The sequence below is a fragment of the Pedobacter riviphilus genome (assembly GCF_014692875.1).
GTDB lineage: Bacteria > Bacteroidota > Bacteroidia > Sphingobacteriales > Sphingobacteriaceae > Pedobacter > Pedobacter riviphilus.
The window spans coordinates 4950895-4970229 of the sequence record NZ_CP061171.1; the positions used below are offsets into that span (position 1 = coordinate 4950895).

Annotated in this window: 19 protein-coding genes; 6 read left to right on the forward strand and 13 right to left on the reverse strand. The window is 38.7% G+C overall.

Annotation, left to right across the window (positions count from 1 at the left end):
• Positions 1-7: 7 nt before the first annotated feature.
• From H9N25_RS20320 to H9N25_RS20330, 3 genes are all read left to right on the forward strand, one after another.
• Positions 8-1087 (forward strand): HlyD family secretion protein, encoded by a 1080-nt coding sequence (locus tag H9N25_RS20320; RefSeq protein ID WP_190327042.1) that lies wholly within the window; start codon positions 8-10, stop codon positions 1085-1087.
• Between the two features lie 8 nt (positions 1088-1095).
• Positions 1096-2643: a DHA2 family efflux MFS transporter permease subunit gene (locus H9N25_RS20325; protein WP_190327043.1), complete on the forward strand. Its 1548-nt coding sequence runs from the start codon at positions 1096-1098 to the stop codon at positions 2641-2643.
• A 262-nt stretch (positions 2644-2905) separates the two neighbouring features.
• The gene (locus H9N25_RS20330; RefSeq protein WP_190327044.1) at positions 2906-5491 is read left to right on the forward strand and encodes a phosphoenolpyruvate carboxylase; all 2586 of its coding nucleotides are present in this window, start codon (positions 2906-2908) and stop codon (positions 5489-5491) included.
• Positions 5492-5817: 326 nt separating this feature from the next.
• Here the strand turns inward: H9N25_RS20330 and H9N25_RS20335 are convergent, their stop codons facing one another.
• From H9N25_RS20335 to H9N25_RS20355, 5 genes are all read right to left on the reverse strand, one after another.
• Positions 5818-6066: a DUF6952 family protein gene (locus H9N25_RS20335; protein WP_190327045.1), complete on the reverse strand. Its 249-nt coding sequence runs from the start codon at positions 6064-6066 to the stop codon at positions 5818-5820.
• Positions 6066-6374 carry a thioredoxin family protein gene (locus H9N25_RS20340; protein WP_167295932.1) on the reverse strand — a complete coding sequence of 103 codons (309 nt, stop codon included), beginning with the start codon at positions 6372-6374 and terminating at the stop codon, positions 6066-6068. The genes H9N25_RS20335 and H9N25_RS20340 overlap by 1 nt, the downstream gene beginning before the upstream one ends.
• Before the next feature lie 14 nt (positions 6375-6388).
• Positions 6389-7021 carry a peroxiredoxin gene (locus H9N25_RS20345; protein ID WP_167295933.1) on the reverse strand — a complete coding sequence of 211 codons (633 nt, stop codon included), beginning with the start codon at positions 7019-7021 and terminating at the stop codon, positions 6389-6391.
• Positions 7022-7234: 213 nt separating this feature from the next.
• Complete coding sequence (locus tag H9N25_RS20350) at positions 7235-9619, reverse strand: S9 family peptidase (RefSeq protein WP_190327046.1); 2385 nt, start codon at positions 9617-9619, stop codon at positions 7235-7237.
• Between the two features lie 181 nt (positions 9620-9800).
• A complete protein-coding gene (locus H9N25_RS20355; RefSeq protein ID WP_190327047.1) occupies positions 9801-10988 on the reverse strand; it encodes a hypothetical protein in 1188 nt (395 codons plus the stop codon).
• 165 nt (positions 10989-11153) lie between these two features.
• Between H9N25_RS20355 and H9N25_RS20360 the strand changes: the two genes are divergently transcribed.
• The 3 genes from H9N25_RS20360 (at position 11154) to H9N25_RS20370 (ending at position 13669) form a co-directional block, all read left to right on the forward strand.
• Positions 11154-12551, forward strand: a complete 1398-nt coding sequence (locus H9N25_RS20360) for an aldehyde dehydrogenase family protein (protein ID WP_190327048.1) — start codon at positions 11154-11156, stop codon at positions 12549-12551.
• Positions 12552-12671: 120 nt separating this feature from the next.
• Positions 12672-13196: a YfiT family bacillithiol transferase gene (locus H9N25_RS20365; protein ID WP_190327049.1), complete on the forward strand. Its 525-nt coding sequence runs from the start codon at positions 12672-12674 to the stop codon at positions 13194-13196.
• Positions 13193-13669 (forward strand): DUF6265 family protein, encoded by a 477-nt coding sequence (locus tag H9N25_RS20370; protein WP_190327050.1) that lies wholly within the window; start codon positions 13193-13195, stop codon positions 13667-13669. The genes H9N25_RS20365 and H9N25_RS20370 overlap by 4 nt, the downstream gene beginning before the upstream one ends.
• Before the next feature lies 1 nt (position 13670).
• Here the strand turns inward: H9N25_RS20370 and H9N25_RS20375 are convergent, their stop codons facing one another.
• The 8 genes from H9N25_RS20375 to H9N25_RS20410 form a co-directional block, all read right to left on the reverse strand.
• Complete coding sequence (locus tag H9N25_RS20375; RefSeq protein WP_190327051.1) at positions 13671-14390, reverse strand: heavy-metal-associated domain-containing protein; 720 nt, start codon at positions 14388-14390, stop codon at positions 13671-13673.
• A gap of 252 nt (positions 14391-14642) precedes the next feature.
• The gene (gene ygiD, locus H9N25_RS20380) at positions 14643-15467 is read right to left on the reverse strand and encodes a 4,5-DOPA-extradiol-dioxygenase (protein ID WP_190327052.1); all 825 of its coding nucleotides are present in this window, start codon (positions 15465-15467) and stop codon (positions 14643-14645) included.
• Between the two features lie 105 nt (positions 15468-15572).
• A complete protein-coding gene (locus H9N25_RS20385; RefSeq protein WP_190327053.1) occupies positions 15573-16145 on the reverse strand; it encodes a YceI family protein in 573 nt (190 codons plus the stop codon).
• Positions 16146-16335: 190 nt separating this feature from the next.
• On the reverse strand, positions 16336-16896 hold the full coding sequence (locus H9N25_RS20390; protein WP_190327054.1) for a helix-turn-helix domain-containing protein: 561 nt from the start codon (positions 16894-16896) through the stop codon (positions 16336-16338).
• On the reverse strand, positions 16896-17399 hold the full coding sequence (locus tag H9N25_RS20395; RefSeq protein ID WP_190327055.1) for a DUF3347 domain-containing protein: 504 nt from the start codon (positions 17397-17399) through the stop codon (positions 16896-16898). Before H9N25_RS20395 ends, H9N25_RS20390 begins: the two co-directional genes overlap by 1 nt.
• 25 nt (positions 17400-17424) lie before the next feature.
• Positions 17425-18237, reverse strand: a complete 813-nt coding sequence (locus H9N25_RS20400) for a transporter family protein (protein WP_190327056.1) — start codon at positions 18235-18237, stop codon at positions 17425-17427.
• Positions 18234-18776, reverse strand: a complete 543-nt coding sequence (locus H9N25_RS20405) for a heavy-metal-associated domain-containing protein (RefSeq protein ID WP_190327057.1) — start codon at positions 18774-18776, stop codon at positions 18234-18236. The genes H9N25_RS20400 and H9N25_RS20405 overlap by 4 nt, the downstream gene beginning before the upstream one ends.
• 90 nt (positions 18777-18866) lie before the next feature.
• Entirely contained in the window at positions 18867-19268 is a 402-nt protein-coding gene (locus H9N25_RS20410) for an HYC_CC_PP family protein (protein ID WP_190327058.1), read from the reverse strand.
• Positions 19269-19335: the final 67 nt, after the last annotated feature.

Here is a 19335-nt window from a genome sequence, read left to right on the forward strand (position 1 = left end):
TACAGCAATGACAACTGAAAAGAAAAAAAAGAACTTAGTAGTACCCATCATTTTAGGTGTTTTACTAGTAATAGGTGTAATCTTCGGGATTACAGAATGGAATTATTATAGCAAACACGTAGATACGGATGATGCGCAGATTGATGGGGATATCAGTCCTGTTGTTGCCCGTGTTGGTGGTTATGTAAAGGATATCAATTTTGAAGAAAATACTCACGTAACTGAAGGACAGATTTTAGTGAAACTTGATGACAATGATTATAAAGTTAAATTAGAGCAGGCACAATCTGGTCAGAAAGGCGCAAGCGCAGGTGTTGGCGTGGCACAATCTCAAATTGTGGCTACCCAAGCCAATACCGGTACTGCAAAAGCGAACGTTGATGCAGCAAAATCAAATGTTGAAGCTGCAAATGTTAAATTAAATTTAGCGCAGAAAGATTACAATCGTTACGAAAACTTGGTGAAAGATGGTTCAATTACACAACAAGCTTTCGATCAGGCTAAGGCGAGTAAGGAATCTGCAGAAGCAGCCAGGCAATCTGCTCTGGCAGCATATCGTGCAGCACAAGATCAATATAATGCTGCGGTTAAACAAGTTGGTACTACACAATCACAGTTAGCGGTGAGCAGCAATGTAATCAGTCAACGCCAAAGTGATATCGATTTTGCAAAACTTCAGTTATCCTATACCGATATTAAAGCACCTGCAAGTGGTATCGTTTCTAAAAAGAATGTTCAAAAAGGACAGTTGGTTCAGGCAGGCCAATCTTTATTCTCTATCGTGAACGATGGAAGCATTTATGTAACGGCAAACTTTAAAGAAACCCAATTGGAGAAAATTAAAGAAGGTTCTAAAGTAGAAATCGAGGTTGATGCTTATCCAGACGAAAAAATTGAAGGTGAAGTGTATAATTTCTCTCCAATTACTGGTGCAAAAGGATCTTTATTGCCTCCTGATAACGCTACCGGTAACTTCGTTAAAGTTGTTCAGCGTGTACCAGTTAAAATCAAAATCCATCCATCAAAAGAACTGTTGGCTAAGTTACGCCCAGGAATGAGCGTTAAAGCTTCAGTATCTACTAAATAATATTTAAAATGGCCGAAGTAGGTTTAAAAAAGTGGATTATTACGTTTACGGTAATCACAGCTTCATTGTTGGAGCTGATTGATACAACTATCGTAAACGTGGCAATACCACAAATACAGGGGAACCTGGGCGCCACCTTGGAGGATGTGGCCTGGCTTTCTACCGGCTATGCGGTAGCAAACGTTATCGTGTTGCCAATGTCGGGCTGGTTGGGTAACCGGTTCGGCAGGAAAAATTATTTTCTTACCTCCATTATTGTTTTTACACTTGTTTCCTTCTTGTGCGGAAATGCCACCTCATTAGGCGAACTGGTTCTTTTCAGGATTATCCAGGGCTTGGCTGGTGGTGGTTTAATCTCAACTGCACAGGCAATTTTAATTGAAACCTGGCCACGTGAAGATGTGGGTATCGCTACAGCTCTTTTTGGTTTGGGTGCGGTAGTAGGGCCAACTGTTGGGCCAACTATTGGCGGGTACATCCTGGATGTGAGTTCATGGCCGTGGATTTTTTATGTGAACATTCCCGTCGGAATAGTCGCGGCCTACTGTACATACACCTTTGTGCGGGCCACTCCGAAAGAAGGGCAGGGTCAACCTGTCGATTGGTGGGGCATTGCATTATTAGCTGTTGCAGTAGGTAGTTTGCAAACGGTATTGGAAAAAGGAGAGAGCGAAGATTGGTTTGCTACCCCATACATTACAGCTTTGGCGGTTGCATCGGTATTCGGATTATTGCTTTTCATCTGGAGAGAAATGAGTACCGACCACCCGATCGTAAACTTTAAAATTATGCGTCACCGGAGTTTTGCGGTGGGGATGTTTACTTCCTTTGTGCTAGGATTTGGTTTGTACGGTTCGGTATTTGTATTCCCTGTATTCTGTCAGAACCTGTTGGGCTTTTCGGCCCTGCAAACAGGAGAACTACTTTTTCCAGGAGGATTGTGTACCATTGTAATGATGCCTTTTATTGGTATTATGCTTAAAAAAGGTATCCCTGCGCAGTTTATGGCTACTTTTGGTATGATCGCATTCTTTATTTTCTGTTGGATGCTGAGCAACTCCACCCTGCAATCGGGCACAGGCGATTTCTTCCTGCCTTTGGTAATCCGTGGTGTAGGTATGGCGCTTTTATTCGTGCCGCTAACTACTCTGGCTATACAGGATCTGAAAGGACCAGAAATTGGTCAGGGCTCAGGTTTGAACAATATGATGCGCCAATTGGGCGGCTCATTTGGTATTGCAGCTTTAACTACTTTAATTCATATCCGTTCGGGCTTCCACAGGAGTGTTTTATTGTCAAATGTGAACGATTATAATCAGCCATTTGTTGACCGTTTTAACGGTTTGATCAAAGGATTTATGGCAAAAGGACAAACTTTGTTTGATGCCAAAATTATGGCGGCGAAAGCGATGGAAGGAATTGTAACCAGACAAACGATGTTACTTACATATGATGATGCATATTGGGTAGCAGGGTTAATTATGTTGTTCTCAATTCCGTTACTTTATCTGCAAAAGTTTAAGAAAAACGCAAACATTCCTGCAGATGTGCACTAAAATTTGCAAAGAAATGCCTCAAAAAATGGCAAAAAACAAAAACAGCCGGTGTATTTTATTACATCGGCTGTTTTAACCCAAAAAATTAACAATCAATGCAATGCCCTTAAACATTGCAAATGTTCTTACTTAACCACATCGTGGCCAAATAAGATTTTAAAATTAAAATTTATTCTACAATTTTCCAAATTGTAAGCCTTAGAATTTTAATACCTTATGCATTTTTTGTAGTATTACGGTATACAAAACTATTGCATAAGCCATGCCCAAACTTCGTTTAACTACGCAACGAGAATCTATTTTTAATAATGAGGTAATCTCAAAATTCGAGCTATTTAACAGTTTATTTCTCACCTTGCCTTTTTACAAAATTAAAGATACCGGAACACTGCTTCCGTTGTTTTTTAAAAGCTGCGAAGAAGGCATCGCAAACGGAGAAAAACCTGCACAGATTATCGAAGAGTTTTTTGCCAAGTATACCAGTTATACCGAGCGAAAGGATATTGTTGACCTGCTTTTCCGTTTTATCCAGTATATCGAACGTCAGGTGGTACTTTTTGATGCCGTAGAAGATGCTTCTTTTACTAAGTTAAATACTACTGATGAGCAGAGTACATTAGCATTTATTTTAAAGAAGAATGCAGATAACAAACCGATGCTATCGAAAATTGAGAAACTGATTGATGAACTTTCGCTTCGTTTGGTTTTAACCGCACATCCAACCCAGTTTTATCCCGGAAGTGTATTGGCCATTATTACCGATTTAACCAAGGCCATTAGGGATAACGATCTTACCTCGATGAACTCTTTGCTACAGCAATTGGGTAAAACGCCATTTTTTAATAAAAAATCGCCAACACCGGTTGATGAGGCCCTAAACCTGGCTTGGTTTTTAGAAAATACTTTTTATTTCGCTGCAGCCAATATTCAGGAAGAAATAGATCAGAACCTGGATGAATACAATCTGGAAACCAAGAAAATTTTAGAACTGGGTTTCTGGCCCGGGGGAGATAGGGATGGAAATCCAAATATCCATGCCGATACGACCTTGGCAGTTTCTAAAATGTTGCGACAGATCCTTTTCCGTTGTTACTACCGCGATTTTAGGGTAATTAAACGTCGCATTACCTTTAGAGGTGTTGAAGAAAATATCGCAAAGCTGCATGACGTGTTGTATCTAAATGCTTTTGACCAGACCTGTGAGCTTCATGATATTTCTGATGAACTAAGGGATAACCTGAATAAAATTAAAGAAACATTATTAGCCGAACATGAAGGTTTGTTTGTTGACCTGGTTAACGACCTGATCCGTAAGATAGACTTATATGGTAACTATTTTGCTTCGTTAGATATCCGTCAGGATAGTCGTGTGCTGCGAAATGTGCATGCCTATTGCCGCGCCAATAAGCCCATTTCTTCGTTATATCCTGCTGATTATGATAAACTGTCCGAAGCAGAGAAATTAGCTTTGATTTCTTTTAAAGAGGCAACGGTTGTTTACGCCAGTGAGCCTGATGCTTTGACAAAAGATACGATTGAGGTAATTAAAGAAATTAAAGGTATCCAAAAACGCAATGGCGAAAAAGCCTGTCATCGTTTTATTATCAGCAATTGCCAGCAGGCGAGTGATATCCTTCAGTTGATTGAGCTTTTCTTATGGAACGGATGGAGCAAAGATTCGTTAACCATTGATTTTGTGCCGCTTTTCGAAACGGTAAACGACTTAAAAGGCGCTGCGGCCATTATGGAAACCTTGTATAGCAATCCGTTTTACAAAGCACACCTCGCTAAACGCGGCAATAAACAGCATATTATGTTGGGTTATTCTGATAGTACCAAAGATGGTGGTTACTTAATGGCCAACTGGTCTATCTTTAATGGTAAAACATCTTTGTCGGCTGTTGCAGCAAACCATAATATCCAGCTGGCCTTTTTTGATGGTCGTGGTGGCCCGCCTGCACGTGGTGGAGGTAAAACACACCGCTTTTATGCTTCAATGGGTAAGGAAATTGCGAACAAGAATATGCAGTTAACCGTGCAAGGGCAAACCATCAGTTCTCAATACGGATCGGTAGAAAGTGCAGAATTTAATATAGAGCAATTAATCAACGCCGGATTGACCTCTGGACTGAAAGAGAAACACAATATTCTGTTAGATTCTGAAAATAAAACCCTGCTTGATGAAATGGCCGAAGAAAGTTATAAGGCTTTTGTTGATTTGCGTGAACATCCATTATTTGTGAGTTATCTTGAAAAGTTATCTCCTTTAAAACTATTATCTCAGGCGAATATTAGCAGCCGTCCGGTAAAAAGAAATGGTGGTGGCGAGATGAAGCTTGAAGATTTAAGGGCCATTAGTTTTGTTACCGCATGGAGCATGCTGAAACAAAATGTTCCAGGTTTTTACGGTATGGGAACAGCTTTGAAAAACCAGGAAAAGGCCGGAAACTGGGATAAAGTGGCAAAAGTTTATCAGGACTCCGATTATCTGAAAACGATTGTAGATAACTGTATGATGAGTATGAGCAAATCAGACTTTACTATTACAGCGCATTTGGCCGCAGATAAGGAGTTTGGTGCTTTTTGGACACAACTACACAACGAATTCGAATTAGCGAAGGAGATGCTTTTAAAACTCTCCGGACAGCCAACATTAATGGCTAATTATCCAATAGATAAAAAATCGATCGCCACACGTGAGAAAATTATTTTACCATTAGTATTAATCCAGCATTTTGCTTTAGAGAAACTACAGCACGACCAAAACGAAAAAGACCAGCATGCTTTAGAAAAACTTGCGGTAAGAACGGTGTTTGGTATTGTAAATGCGGGTAGGAACTTAGCTTAACCCCGCCTACAAACCCGTAAGGTTTTTAAAACCTTACGGGTTAAATATATAACCCCAAGGTCTGTGTTCCTACAGACCTTTTTTTGGCTCTTATCATTCTGAGGTATAGGGAATCTGTCGAATAATAGCAGATAAAACCGAGCCTTGTTTTCCAAAAAACAGACTCAAAGCTATAAACAGATGCATATGTTTTAATAGCTGGAAAGATGCTGAAATAAATTCAGCATGACGAGAAGCAGAAAAAACACCAAACAAAAATCCCTCGCAAATTCACATCTGCGAGGGATTTTATATTTTGAAAAAGCCAGATTAAAGCTTAAAGACGATTATCGATCAATCGAACCCATTACTTTTTGACCAAAAGCATTTAATGCGTCTTTTTCGGCAGCGCCTTCGCTTACCATCTGGTGTACTTCTAATGCACCACAAATATTGGTAATCATTTCGCCCGCTACATCAATCTCATGCTCACTAACACCTCTAAATTCGCAAAATGCTTCTAATACTTCTAAAGTACTCTCCAGTTGAGCCGGAGTGGTATTTTGAAATAATTGTCTTATAACTGGAATCTTCATTACTTTATCTTGTTAAATAGTTCAATTAAACCTTCTGCTTTGTTGGTTTGCACCTGGTCTACCAAAGCGCCGCCTTCAAAAGCTGCAAAAGTTGGTAAATTATCAACGTTTGCAAATTTGCGTGAGTTTGGAAGTTTTTCGGCATCAACAATCAAGAAAGCGACATCTTCATTTTCCGAAGCCAGTTTTTTAAACTTAGGTTTCATGATTCTGCAGTTTCCGCACCAAGATGCAGCATACTGAACCATCACCTTTGAGTTGTCGGCCAGGTGTTGTTGAAGATTATCTTCTGTTAATTCTAAAAACATAACGTTTTGTTTAATTAATTAGCGGCTAAATATTCAGCTACGCCAGTTCTATTTGCATTCATTGCTTCTTTTCCTTCTTCCCAGTTTGCCGGACAAACTTCGCCGTGTTTCTGAACGTGAGTATAAGCATCAATTAAACGTAAATATTCTTTAACGTTTCTTCCCAATGGCATATCGTTTACACTTTCGTGGAAAACTTTACCAGTTTCGTCGATTAAGTATGTAGCTCTGAAAGTTACATTAGAACCTGAGAAAGATTCATTTCCTTCTTCGTCGTAGTTAACTTCCTGATCTAAAATATCAAGGATACCAGATAATTGTCTGTGTGTATCTGCCAAGATCGGGTAAGTAACACCTTCAATACCACCATTATCTTTTGGTGTATTTAACCATGCGAAGTGAACTTCGTTGGTATCGCAAGATGCACCGATTACAATTGTATTTCTTTTTTCAAACTCAGGTAAAGCAGCTTGGAAAGCGTGTAATTCTGTAGGACAAACGAAAGTAAAATCTTTTGGATACCAGAATAATAATACTTTACTATTTTTGTTTACAGCCTCTTCAAATACGTTGATTTTCAAGTCATCACCCATGTCTGACATTGCATCAATACTAACACTCGGGAATTTTTTACCTACTATTGCCATAATTTTTTGTCTTTAATTTTGTTGCCACAAAGGTAAGGCTAAAAGCGGAGTGAATCAACCCCGATCTGCTAATACTTAATTATATTTATTGATAACGATATAGATAAAAACTATATTGATATCTTAAATTATAGCCGTATGCTATTTGAACCTTTTGTCGTCATTTCGAGCGGAGTGTAACGCAGTAGAGATGGCAACCAGCTTAACGGAAAGCTACTTTTTTAACGTATTCTCATACAATTTAAATATTCTTTTATACTCATCGGTCCAACTGCTTGGCTCGATAAAACCATGGTCTTCTACCGGATAAACCGCAAGTTCCCAGTTATTTTTACCCAACTCAATAAAACGTTGCGTTAGGCGTACAATATCCTGAAAATGAACATTCACATCAACCATTCCATGTGCCATTAAAAGGTTTCCCTTTAACTTATCGGCGAAATAGATCGGAGAGCTTCTTTTGTATGCAATTGGGTCGTTAAAGGGTTCATTTAAAATATTCGAGGTATAACCATGGTTGTAATGCGCCCAGTCGGTAACCGAACGTAAAGCGGCACCACTGGTAAAAACCTCGGGCTCGTTAAACATCGCCATCAGCGTGATAAAACCGCCATACGAGCCGCCATATAAACCAACATGCTGCGGGTTAACACCATATTTCTCCACCAAAAACTTAACGCCATCTACCTGGTCCGTTAAATCTTTTCCACCCATATGACGGTAGATGCCTGTACGGTGATCGCGGCCATAGCCAGAACTTCCGGTATAATCAATGTCAATTACGGTGTAACCATTATCAGCCAGTAAATTATTGAACATAAACTCGCGGAAGTAAGTGCTCCAGCCAAAGTGAACGTTTTGAAGATAACCTGCACCATGAACAAAAACTACCGCGGGATGGTTAGGATGCGGATTATCCGATTTATAAACTCTTGCATACACATCTGCGCCATAACGGTTTTTAAAGGTTACCATATCCGGTTGACGCCATTTGTAAGAATTAAACTCAGCAGATGTAGATTGCGTAATTTTTTCGGCTTTGGCTCCAACCTTATTCGGCTGAAGATACAACTCACCAGGTTTATCCATAAAGGAGTAATTAATGGCGATGTATTTCTCGTCAGGAGAAAGCGTAATTTCATTTAAACCTTTCATAGTGGTAATCTGCACAGGTTCGCCACCATTAACACCGATTTTAAAGAAATTGGTAATACCAGGATGCTCTTTGTTTGCTTTAAAATAAAAGATGCTTCTATCTTTTGAAAGCTGAACAGATTGTACTTCCCATTTGCCGGAGGTTAGTTGTTTTTTATCGCCTGTGGTAACATTAGCTACATAAAGATGCGAATACCCGGTAGCTTCGCTTTGGTAATAAAAGCGGTTATTGTCTATCCATCCAGTACTACCCTGGTAAAAGCCACTAATGCCTGGGCCACCAATCCAGGCTTCATCCCATTGGCGGTCTATTAAAGAAAATTTACCAGTTAAAGCATCTAGTTTTAAAATCCAGCGGTCTTTATTGTCGGTAGATGTTGCCACAACAATTGCCGTACTTCCATTATCGTTCCAAAGTGGCCCAAAGAAATTTACAGGTCTGTCTGCATTTTTCTTTTTTAGCGTATCCAATTCTTTTGGATAATCTTTAAGGTAATCAGGAAGATCTTTAATGCCCGGTATGGTAGCAGTCTGAATGGCATAAACAGAATCTTTTTGGGTATCGTAGATAAAGCCCTGCGAAATATTTTCATTTTCTCCAACCTTTGTTCTGCCAGGAATATCTTCGGTATAGCCTGATGATGTGATATAATTCGGAACAACAGTGCTATGGTTATTCTGCGCTGGTGTGGTGAGCTTATAAGTAATAAAATGCCCATCGGGACTAATGGTTACACCATTTAAAAATTTATCTTCGGTATAAAGCTCTTTTAATGGTTTTGTATCTGCAGATGTTGCGCCAGAACGGCCTCTTCCACCACGGGCACCACTTCTGGTTTCTGCATTTCTCTTTTTGATGATATCGAAGAGTTCGGTTTGCTGTGCTTTCAGCCATTTATCCTGCTCGGTAACAGGTTTGGTTTCTGGCCTTCCGGCTTTTTTACCTTTAACGAAATTGGTGAGCTGTTTGGTTTCGGCTGATTTTAGATCTACCTCGAAAAGATTATCACCCAATTGATAAACAACATTTCCACTGGTTAAAAAAAAAGGGCTGCTTTCCCGCTCTTGTGTACTAGTTAACCGCGTTTCTTTATTGTTTTTGAAATTCTGCAAATAGATATCGCCACTTTTTTCGATTAAACCAAGTGAGCGGTCAGTATTATAGGTATAGTTTAAGCTTAACAGTTTTTCATCTTCCTTTTCTGCGGCTTTAACCGGTTTGGTAGATGTTGCTGAAACCTTGAATAATTCTTCTTTAGCTTTATTTTCGGGATTCCAGTTAAAGTACAGGGTTTTGCTATCTGCAGTCCAACGGAAATTAGTTGGTGCAACGCCCATCCACTTTGGATCGCGCATGATCTTTTCTACGGTTAAAGGCGCTAGTTGTTGCGCGAAAGTATATTCGCCTGTGCAAAGCAAAAGGAAAAGTAAATATTTCTTCATGAATTTTAGGTTTGGACGCAATTTAGGTAAAGCGCCACCTAATTTTAAAAGGAAATGGAAATGTTACAACAACCTCCCTATGAAGGATAGTGTTTTATAGCAAAAGCTCTTCATTCCCTCTCCTTGAGGAGCGAGGCCACACGAAAGGCAGATTAGCTGCACCCACTTACATAGAGAGGGGTTAGCGGATTACCCTGCCCGTTTTATCTACATTCACATCATCGAACGGCTTTAGGTACTCGTTGATGATTATTGCAAATTCTCTTCTGGTTAATACTTTTTTAAGGTCGTATTTAGAAGTAAACTTGTAATTTTTGCTCCACTTTTTTTGCAGTTCGGTTTTGATTGCCTCAACCGATTTATTGCCTACATAACAAACCATCGCAATGGTGTTTTCTAAATTAATGGGGATATTCTGATGGTCATCAAACCAGATCTGGGCCTTGTAATAATAATCTTTGATCGGCTGCTTAATTTCATCGTAAGTAACCTCTTTTTCAGGGTTGAAATAGGCTTTATCTTGCCTTATTTCTGCCTTAAGAATACCGGTTACACCAACTTTCTGAATGGCGAGCCAATTAGAATCTATCACTTTTACATCCTCAAAAGGCATTAATGCATGTTTGTAACTAAGTAATTCGCCCTGAATCCTTTTTAAGTTCGATAAACTGGTTTTTGTGTCGAAAAAAGCGGTATAAGCGGCGGTTGCTCCGGCGGCAGGTCCGATTTCAAATTGATCGGCAGGAATATATAAAAGGTTTTCCTGATTTGGGATGAGTAAGCTGTATAAAGATAAAAAATCGGCCCCTTTGGACGAAACACTTGCTACTGTTGTTCTATATAGGGTTTCGTTATAATTTAATTGATTTGAAGGGGCAGGATTTAAGTTTGTAATTTTTAATGCAGCCATTAATTTTCCTGGATTGTCGGCCATAATCAGAACTTTTGCTTTGATGCTCGTATCTTTAGTGAGTTTCACTTCCCAGCCGCTGCCAGATCGTTTAATTTCAATATAAGGCGTATTATTAATCACATTTAATAGCAGCGTGCTATCAACCGTTACTTTTGTCGGCTTCTTTTTATCGGGTTTTGGTTTAGGCGCTGCTAAGCTTTTTGCGTTTTCAATTTCCCTTTTTAGAAAGTCCTGATAGAAATTTACCTCCGTTTTAGGCTTGCCCTCAGAAACTTTCTTAAGATTGAGCTGTTCCTTTTGTGTGAGTAAAATGGTTTTAACACCAGATTTAAATGATTGAAAAGATGCGGTATATGCGGCATCACCACTGCCAATAACCAGTACATCTGTTTTTAGGGTTTGGGCATGTATAATAACGGGAATTATGAATGCAAAAACAAAAAACAATCTTTTCATCTGTGAATATTAAAATTTGCTGCAATATGCTTTAAATGAATGAATTTTTAATGAAATGAATGCATTTTAACTAAATTTAACGCACAACATAGATAGGCTTTTTGAGCTTATTTCAAAGAGAGACAGTCAAAAATCTTTCGACAAGTTCAGGAGGACACAAACTAAATGAAAGAAGAAATTAAAACGGTTTTCGGTTTACAGCAGCAACATAAATTCGGGTTGCGCAAAACGGATGCTAAAACACGCATTGGAAAACTAAGGCAGCTTAAACAGGCATTAGAAAATGCCGAGGAAGAAATATTTGCCGCATTGAAGAGTGACTTGCGCAAAAACCGTTTCGAAAGCGCCGTAACCGAGTTGTTTTTCACCTATGCCGAAATAGATCACGCTATAAAAAAACTGAAGGAGTGGATGAAACCAAAATCGGCGGGTAGAAGCATGAGCAATCTTTTTGCTAGGAACAAAATCTATTACGAACCAAAAGGTGTTTGCCTGATTATTGCGCCTTGGAATTATCCTTTACAATTGATTATGAGCCCGTTGATTTCTGCGATTGCAGCAGGAAATTGTGTCATCTTAAAACCTTCTGAACTGAGTGGCGCAACAGCAGGTGTGATTAGCAAATTGATTTCAGATACTTTTGATGTAAAAGAAATTGCTTGTTTTGAAGGTGATGCAGATGTTTCTACCGAATTGCTAAAACTTCCTTTTGACCATATATTTTTTACGGGGAGTACCGCAATAGGTAGGGTGGTAATGGAAGCTGCAGCAAAAAACCTTAGCTCAGTTACCTTAGAGCTTGGTGGTAAATCTCCGGCTATTGTAGATGAAACCTGTGACCTACAAAAAGCGGCAAATAAAATTGCCTGGGGGAAATTGGTTAATGCCGGACAAACCTGTATCGCCCCAGATTATGTGCTGATTAAAGAAAATATGCTGAATGATTTTGTAATACATTACAAAGCTGCTGTTCAGAAAATGTTTTTTGAGGAATCGACAATTAATAAAAATGATTATGCTAAAACCATCAACACGAAACAGTTTCAACGTTTAAATAAATTGATTGAAGAAGCCCTTCATGATGGTGCTGTATTGGCCTTTGGTGGAAAATCGAATGAGCAAGATTTAACCATTACACCAACACTTTTAACTTCGGTAGCTGAGGGCAGCGCGATCATGCAGGAAGAAATTTTTGGACCAATTTTACCTGTAATTACTTACAACAATCTACAGGAGGCCATTGATTTTGTAAATCGTAAAGCAAAGCCTTTAGCATTATATGTTTTTTCAGATAACACTATACATCAAAATAAAATCATCAACGAAACTAGTGCCGGAGGAACCTGCGTAAACGATGTTCTGATTCATATCGGTAATCCGAATTTGCCTTTTGGTGGCATAAACAGCAGTGGGATGGGAAGCTGTCATGGTATTTTTGGTTTTAAAACCTTTTCACACGAAAGGGCAGTGGTTTTTCAATCAAAATTGGGTTTAACCAATATGATTTATCCGCCTTACGAAAAAAAAATGGGCTTGTTAAAATGGTTGAAGAAGTTGATGTAATTTAGTTCCTGCTGATTTAAGGTGACCTAAATACCCCAGCTCTTTGCTCTCTGTGTATTCCCATTTGTGATCTTTGTGGAAAAAAACCGATAATTATTCTTAAAAATCTTATTTTGCTTCATGGATTTAGAACAGCTTAAATACCCGATTGGCCAATTTTCAATGCCAGAAGTTTTCGATCAAAAACAAATCGACATATGGATTTCCGAAATCGAAACTTTACCGAACGAACTTAAGAAGGCTACCGAAAATTTAACCGAAAAAGAATTAAACCAAACTTATCGTCCGGAAGGATGGACGTTGAGACAAGTTGTTCACCATATTCCCGATAGCCACATCAATGCCTATATCCGTTTCAAACAAGCCATTACCGAAGATGTTCCCGTAATCAGGCCATATTACGAAGAGCGCTGGGCCGAAACTGGAGAAGCGAAAAATGGTGATATCAAATTATCTATTGATTTATTGGCTGCTTTGCACCAACGTTGGGTTGCTTTTTTAAAAACATTGAAACAGGAAGATTATCAGCGAAAATACATTCACCCGGCTCAAGGAAAAGAACTTACATTGGCAAACATGTTAGGTATGTATGCCTGGCACGGCAAACATCATTTGGCACACATTACCAATACCATAGCAAAATGAAAATAAATCGTTTAAATTTATTGGTCTTAATCTTTATCTGCTTTTGCACCAATGTGAATGCACAAAAACATCCTTCAAAAGCTTTTGCTTTTATTTTAGGCTCATGGGAAATGCAATCCGCCAAGGGCAAAATAGTAGAACAATGGATCCAAAATGCAGATCAAACATTCAGCGGCAAAAGTTACCGAATAAATGCCAAAGGTGATAGTTTGCTTACCGAAACCCTTAAGATCAAAAAGATTGGAAAAGATACTTTTTACTGTTCGACTGTGACAGGGCAGAACGAAGGGAAAGAAACTTGTTTCAAACTTATTACTACGAAAGACGAGACCTATGTTTTCGAAGATAAAACCCACGATTTTCCGCAGAGAATAGTTTACCAAAATCAAGGGAAAAATGATTTGCTCGCCTGGATAGAAGGCGAGCTTAATGGTAAAAGCCGAAAATCGGAGTTTAGGTATAAACGGCAATAGTTTACATCAAAACCAACATTGCTGCGCTCATGGCAATCATAATCGCATCTTCAACAATGGTTACAGTACTCATGGGTAGGTTAAATACCGCGCCCAAGCAAGCACACTGAATCTTTTTCTTATTTAAAACGCTTTCTAAAACACCAAGGATGCTTATCGTCATTACGATTAGCGTAACCCAGTTTACCACTACAGGTGATAAGTTTAAAGCGAAAGATAAGCCTAACCCAAGTTCGATAAAGGCATAGATATAACCCCACGCACCAAACTTTTTGGCTACAATATCGTACATGGCATAACTTTCGGCAAAAGCTTTTAGATTAAGCATTTTAAAGAATGAAAAGGTAAGGAAAAAACCAGCCATAAAAATGCGCATAAACACCATGAAATTGATGGCATTGCCCTGCCACGAAACCACTAACGAAATCGCGGTAACGTACCCGAAAATTAAGAGAATAGGTTTATAGGTTTCGGCCCAAGATTTTGCCCCTTCTATTGCTTCATTATGTTGGGTTGCTGAGATCTGATATTTACTATCTGATCCGCCCAAGGCTTTTTGCAAGGTATCTAAACCGATATGTTTATCCATGCTAATGGTAGCGGTATTAGTGTCTTTTGAGACCTCGACCGAGGTTACATCTGGTAAAACGAGCAGGTTACTTTTTACTTTATTTTCGCAACCGCCACAGGTCATGCCCGTGAGTTGATAGGTATGTGTCATAATTAAAATCTTTATACAAATTTACTGCTTCGCGCTGCGAGAGGCATTACAGAATAATCATAAAGTTTTATAGAATTTTGTGTACTATCATCCCGTGGAACATAGGTCTTTTCTTAATGACTTTAATTCCTTAATGATAAATTTTCAAAATATGCTTTTGACCATTAAGAAGTTAAGAAAATAAAGGTTCAAGATCCGTTTGAAATAGCTAAAACCAGTTCTTTGGCGATTCGTTTCTCCCTAAACCTCTATTTATCCCACCACTACCGAAGTCATCGTTAACGAACCGCCAACGGCTTTATCATTAAAGAAAGAAACCTCTTCTTTATCGTTTTTCATTCCGAGGGTATAAATAAGTGGCAGATAATGCTCTGGCGTAGGAATCGCCAACATCGCATCTGTGCCGAGGTTGCGGTAGTTGATCAAAGGTTGATGGTCGCCGTTGGCGATTAAATTTTTAAACTTATCGTTCATTTCAATCGCCCAATCATAGCCACCTCCATTAATCATGTCCCAGCTTAACATACGCAGGTTATGCACCATATTTCCGCTGCCTATAACCAATATCCCTTTTTTGCGGAGGGCATAAATTTCTTTGGCAATTTCATAATGTAACGCTGGCGATTTGGTGTAATCGATACTTAACTGGAGAACAGGAATATCTGCATTAGGATACATATGTTTAACAACAGTCCAGGTACCATGATCTAAACCCCAATCGTGGTCTAAGCCCACAGGGGTGGAATGAATTAAATTTGGTATTTCGGCAGCCAGTTTTGGATCACCCGGAGCAGGATATTGAACATCAAAAAGTGCCTGTGGAAACCCTCCAAAATCATGGATGGTACTTGGGAAATCCATTGCGGTGACAAAAGTGCCATGAGTGTACCAATGTGCCGATACAACCAGCACGGCTTTTGGAACGGGAATGTTCTTCGCTAATTCTGCCCAACTTTGGCTAAACTCATTGTTTTCGATGCCATTCATAGGCGAGCCATGACCAATAAAAAGCGTTGGCATTAGCTCGGTTTGAGGCAAGTGCTGAGTGAAGCTCCGGAATTGCGATAGTGCAGACATGATATTTTAGAAGTTATACTAACCGTCATCCCGAACTTGTTTCAGGATCTATTTAAAATGAAAGATTCTGGGACAAGCCCGGGATGACGATCTTATGTTTTTATGTTATTTCCCTTGAACAAACTCCAGGTTTAATTTAATAGCCACATCTTTTGCAACGCCAGCGCCAGTTGGGTCATATTTAATATTATAATCTAAACGGTTAATGGTTGTAGTTGCTCCAAAACCAGCTTTAGTGTTGCCTTGCTGATCTTTAGCGGTGCCACCATAAACAACGGCAAATTTTACATCTTTAGTTACATCGCGGATCGTTAATTTACCACTTAATTCATAATTATTTCCACTTAATTTTTTGAAAGATGTGCTTTCGAATTTCATTGTGGGATAAGTCGCCACGTTAAAAAAATCATCAGTTTTTAAGTGCCCATCTCTCATATCAACACCAGTAGTAATGCTATTTACATCAACAGTAAAGCTGATTTTGGCATCGGTTAAATCTGGTTTAGAAGCGGTAATCGTTCCGTCGAATTTTTTAAAAGAACCGTCAACGAAAGAAATACCCATGTGTTTAACCGAAAAGTTAACAAACGAATGCATGGGATCTATTTTCCAGCTTGTTTGTGCAAATGATGCCACACTGATTGAGGTAGCGATCAGAAATAAGAATAATTTTTTCATACTCAGTAATTTATTTAAATACAAAGTTATCACAGAATCAGCCAATTAGTCTTGATTTATGATAAGAAATTATTTTTAAGAAGTTAATCTGTTAACGGTTTTTGGGTTCATAGTTCCATAGGCGATAGGCTCATAGGTCATCAACCATGATCTATCTAACCATTGACCATAAACCTTACTCCATTTTCCATCAAACCTCGTCAAGCGTTTTCCTACTGTCTGTTGATGTGGTCTTATAAACCGAGGGTGTAATTCCGGTTACTTTTTTAAATTGTGCTGAGAGGTGGGCAACACTGCTGTAATTTAGCTGATAAGCAATTTCGCTCAGTGTAAGTTCGCCGTATGTAAGCATTTCTTTTGCTTTTTCTATTTTTTGTGCAATGAAATATTTCTCGATGGTTTGATTTTCCATTTCTGAAAAAATACTGCTCAAACTCGTATACTCCAGTTTTAACTGCTCACTTAAGTAAACAGAGAGGTTAATTTTTAACGGCTCTTTGGTGTAGTGTATCAGTTTAATAATGGCGGTTTTAATCTGTTCGGCAATTTGAGTTTTCTTATCTGCTAGCAGTTCGAAGCCAAAATCTGTTAGGCGCTCTGCTATTTTGATTTTATCCTCCGAAGAAATATTTTCGGCCAAAGTAACTTCGCCCAGTTCAACCAATAGTGGTTTAAGGCCTAGCTTTTCCAGCTCAGCCTTAACCACCATTTTACAACGGTTGCATACCATGTTTTTGATATGCAGCTTCATTATTTCGATTTTATGGTTTCTGAAACATCGCCACAATCGAACATCATGCTTCCATAATATGGGTTTTCGATGTTTTCTTTTTCGTTTAACCAGCTCGCCTTAGCCATTGGGCAATGTTGAATGTAAACGGTCTTACTATTAAATTTTAGACCTCTTAAGGTTTTAATCATGGCATAAGAAATTCCTTCAAAAGCTTTTCTCTGTGTTTTAATATCATTAGAGCCTGCAAGTTGTGCTGCTTTACTTTTAATGACGGCCGCTTGTTCCATAAATGTTTTATGCTGACCAGCAGGTAGATCTTTATGGTTCACTGCATTTACCTTTGCTGATAAAACTTTTACTTTTTCTATAGCGACGTCCTTTTTATCGGTTGCCAGTGCATTTTTTACGTCATAATATGCTGTTAAGACCTGATTTAAGGCTACATCTGTTTTGCCTTGGGCGTAGGTGAAAGCTGTTGTTGCGATTGTCATAATGGCAACTATTCCTAATATTTTTTTCATCTGTTGTAAATGGTTTTTGTACTGTTTATTTTAAAACGTTAAAGAAATTAAATTCTGCCCTAAGCAGATACATATTTTTGGTGTATCGGTTATCCATATTTCCGGCTGCCTGAAAGCGGTAGCCTAAATCGATACGGGTTGTACTGTTTAAAATCATCTGTATAGCAGGAGCGATATCCAAGTAAGATTGGCCGCTACTTGGATCGGTTTTGCCCAATAGTTCTAAATATACGTTAAAGTTTGGCTGCTTATAATCTTTGTAAACCACGGGTAGAACCAAATAACCCGACGATAAGCTGTACGAGAAAATGTTCTTCGGTTGAGGCATTCCCGCAATCTGTCTGTCATAATTTTCGAAAGCATGCGCGTAGCCTAAGGTTGATGATAGTGCCAGTTTGTGCAGCAACTGGGTAAAAATCAATCCGCCCTGCACACCACTGTTGTCGCCCTCAAGGTTAATATCACGGCTATATGTTGGCCTTCTGCTGGTACTAATCCTTCCAAATGCTGATGCTCTAAAATGGCTTTGTGCCTCATCTAACGATAAAAACCGATATTTCGCATACAAACTTCCACCCTCTAACCGGTATTTGCCGTCCATATCAGACATAAAACCTTGCGCATGCATCATCAGGTTTTTATTAAAACCAATCATTACTTCCGGAATAGTTCTACTTACAAAACCAGGATTATTGAACATGCCTTCATTCGTAATTCTTACGCCAATCGATTTGGTTGGCATATTACTGGCAGGTTCGGTAAATACATATAGTTCTTGTGCAAAACCATTTGTATAGGCGCCGATAAGCATCAACGCCAATACGAATACCTTTTTCATCTTAAGAAAGAACTAAATGGTAAATACGTGTTTTTTTTTCCATTAACTACGCCAGTACCACTCGCATAAGCATCAGAATTAGCTGTTGCGGCCTGCTTTTTAAATGCAGCGCCTGAAATGAAATTTTTATCTACAATACTGGCTTTTACAGTTCCATTAAGTGTTTTGCTTTTTGCGTTTACAAAGCGGTACACATTGCCATCAACAACTGCCTGCCCTTTATCGTCTATTTTTACCTGGTTAAAATTGAAATTTGCGGTTAAGCCACCAACCGAAAAACCAGCATCCTGAACTTTTTTGCGCACTAAATCAAGATTGATATTGGCATCCTTTTTAAATGTTAGAACAAAGATATTTTTGTTTAAATCGGGTTTTACACTGCTGATAAAGTTTAAGGTTTCTAACGACTTTTGTGTTGCATTAGAGCACATAGAGCAGGTTAAGCCTGTTACCTGTAAATCTGCTGAAGATATTTGTTGTGCCGAAACATTAGCGGCGAAGAATAGCATAATGATGCTGAATATTTTTATTGCTTTCATGATTTTTTTGAATTAGAGTTTAAGAAAAATGTCACATTGAGCCTGTCGAAATGCAAAAAACGATGCATTGACGAGCTGATGTTTAAAATCCTAATTCCTAAAAATACAATTGAAAATATGAAGGGCAATCCGCGAAGAGAGTGGCGGAGCTTTATTCGAAATTTTACTGAAAAATTTGGGGCTAATGTCGGATAAAAAAGCTAAAACTGGTGGATGAAGAAAAAGATGAATAAAAAAGAGCTTTGGCATTTGTACCTGGGCCCCAATCTGGTGACTATCTTTAACTTTTACCGTTACCTGGGTATTTTTACAACAGCCATCATCTTTATTCTCGGCTGGAATTTCTTTGCAAAATTTGCAGGAAACCTCGTTGCTAAAAAGTTTAACGTTTTCTAGTTTGCCCCCACAAAAATGGAGACTTAAAGCCAAACCCATAACACTAACTGCATATAATACAGCCAAAGAAAGTGCTATTTTTTGTTTTAACCTCATTAATACAAAGGTAAAGGAAAAAAAATCGAATAATGCCAGCAATTATTTATTGAATTTCATTTTTTAG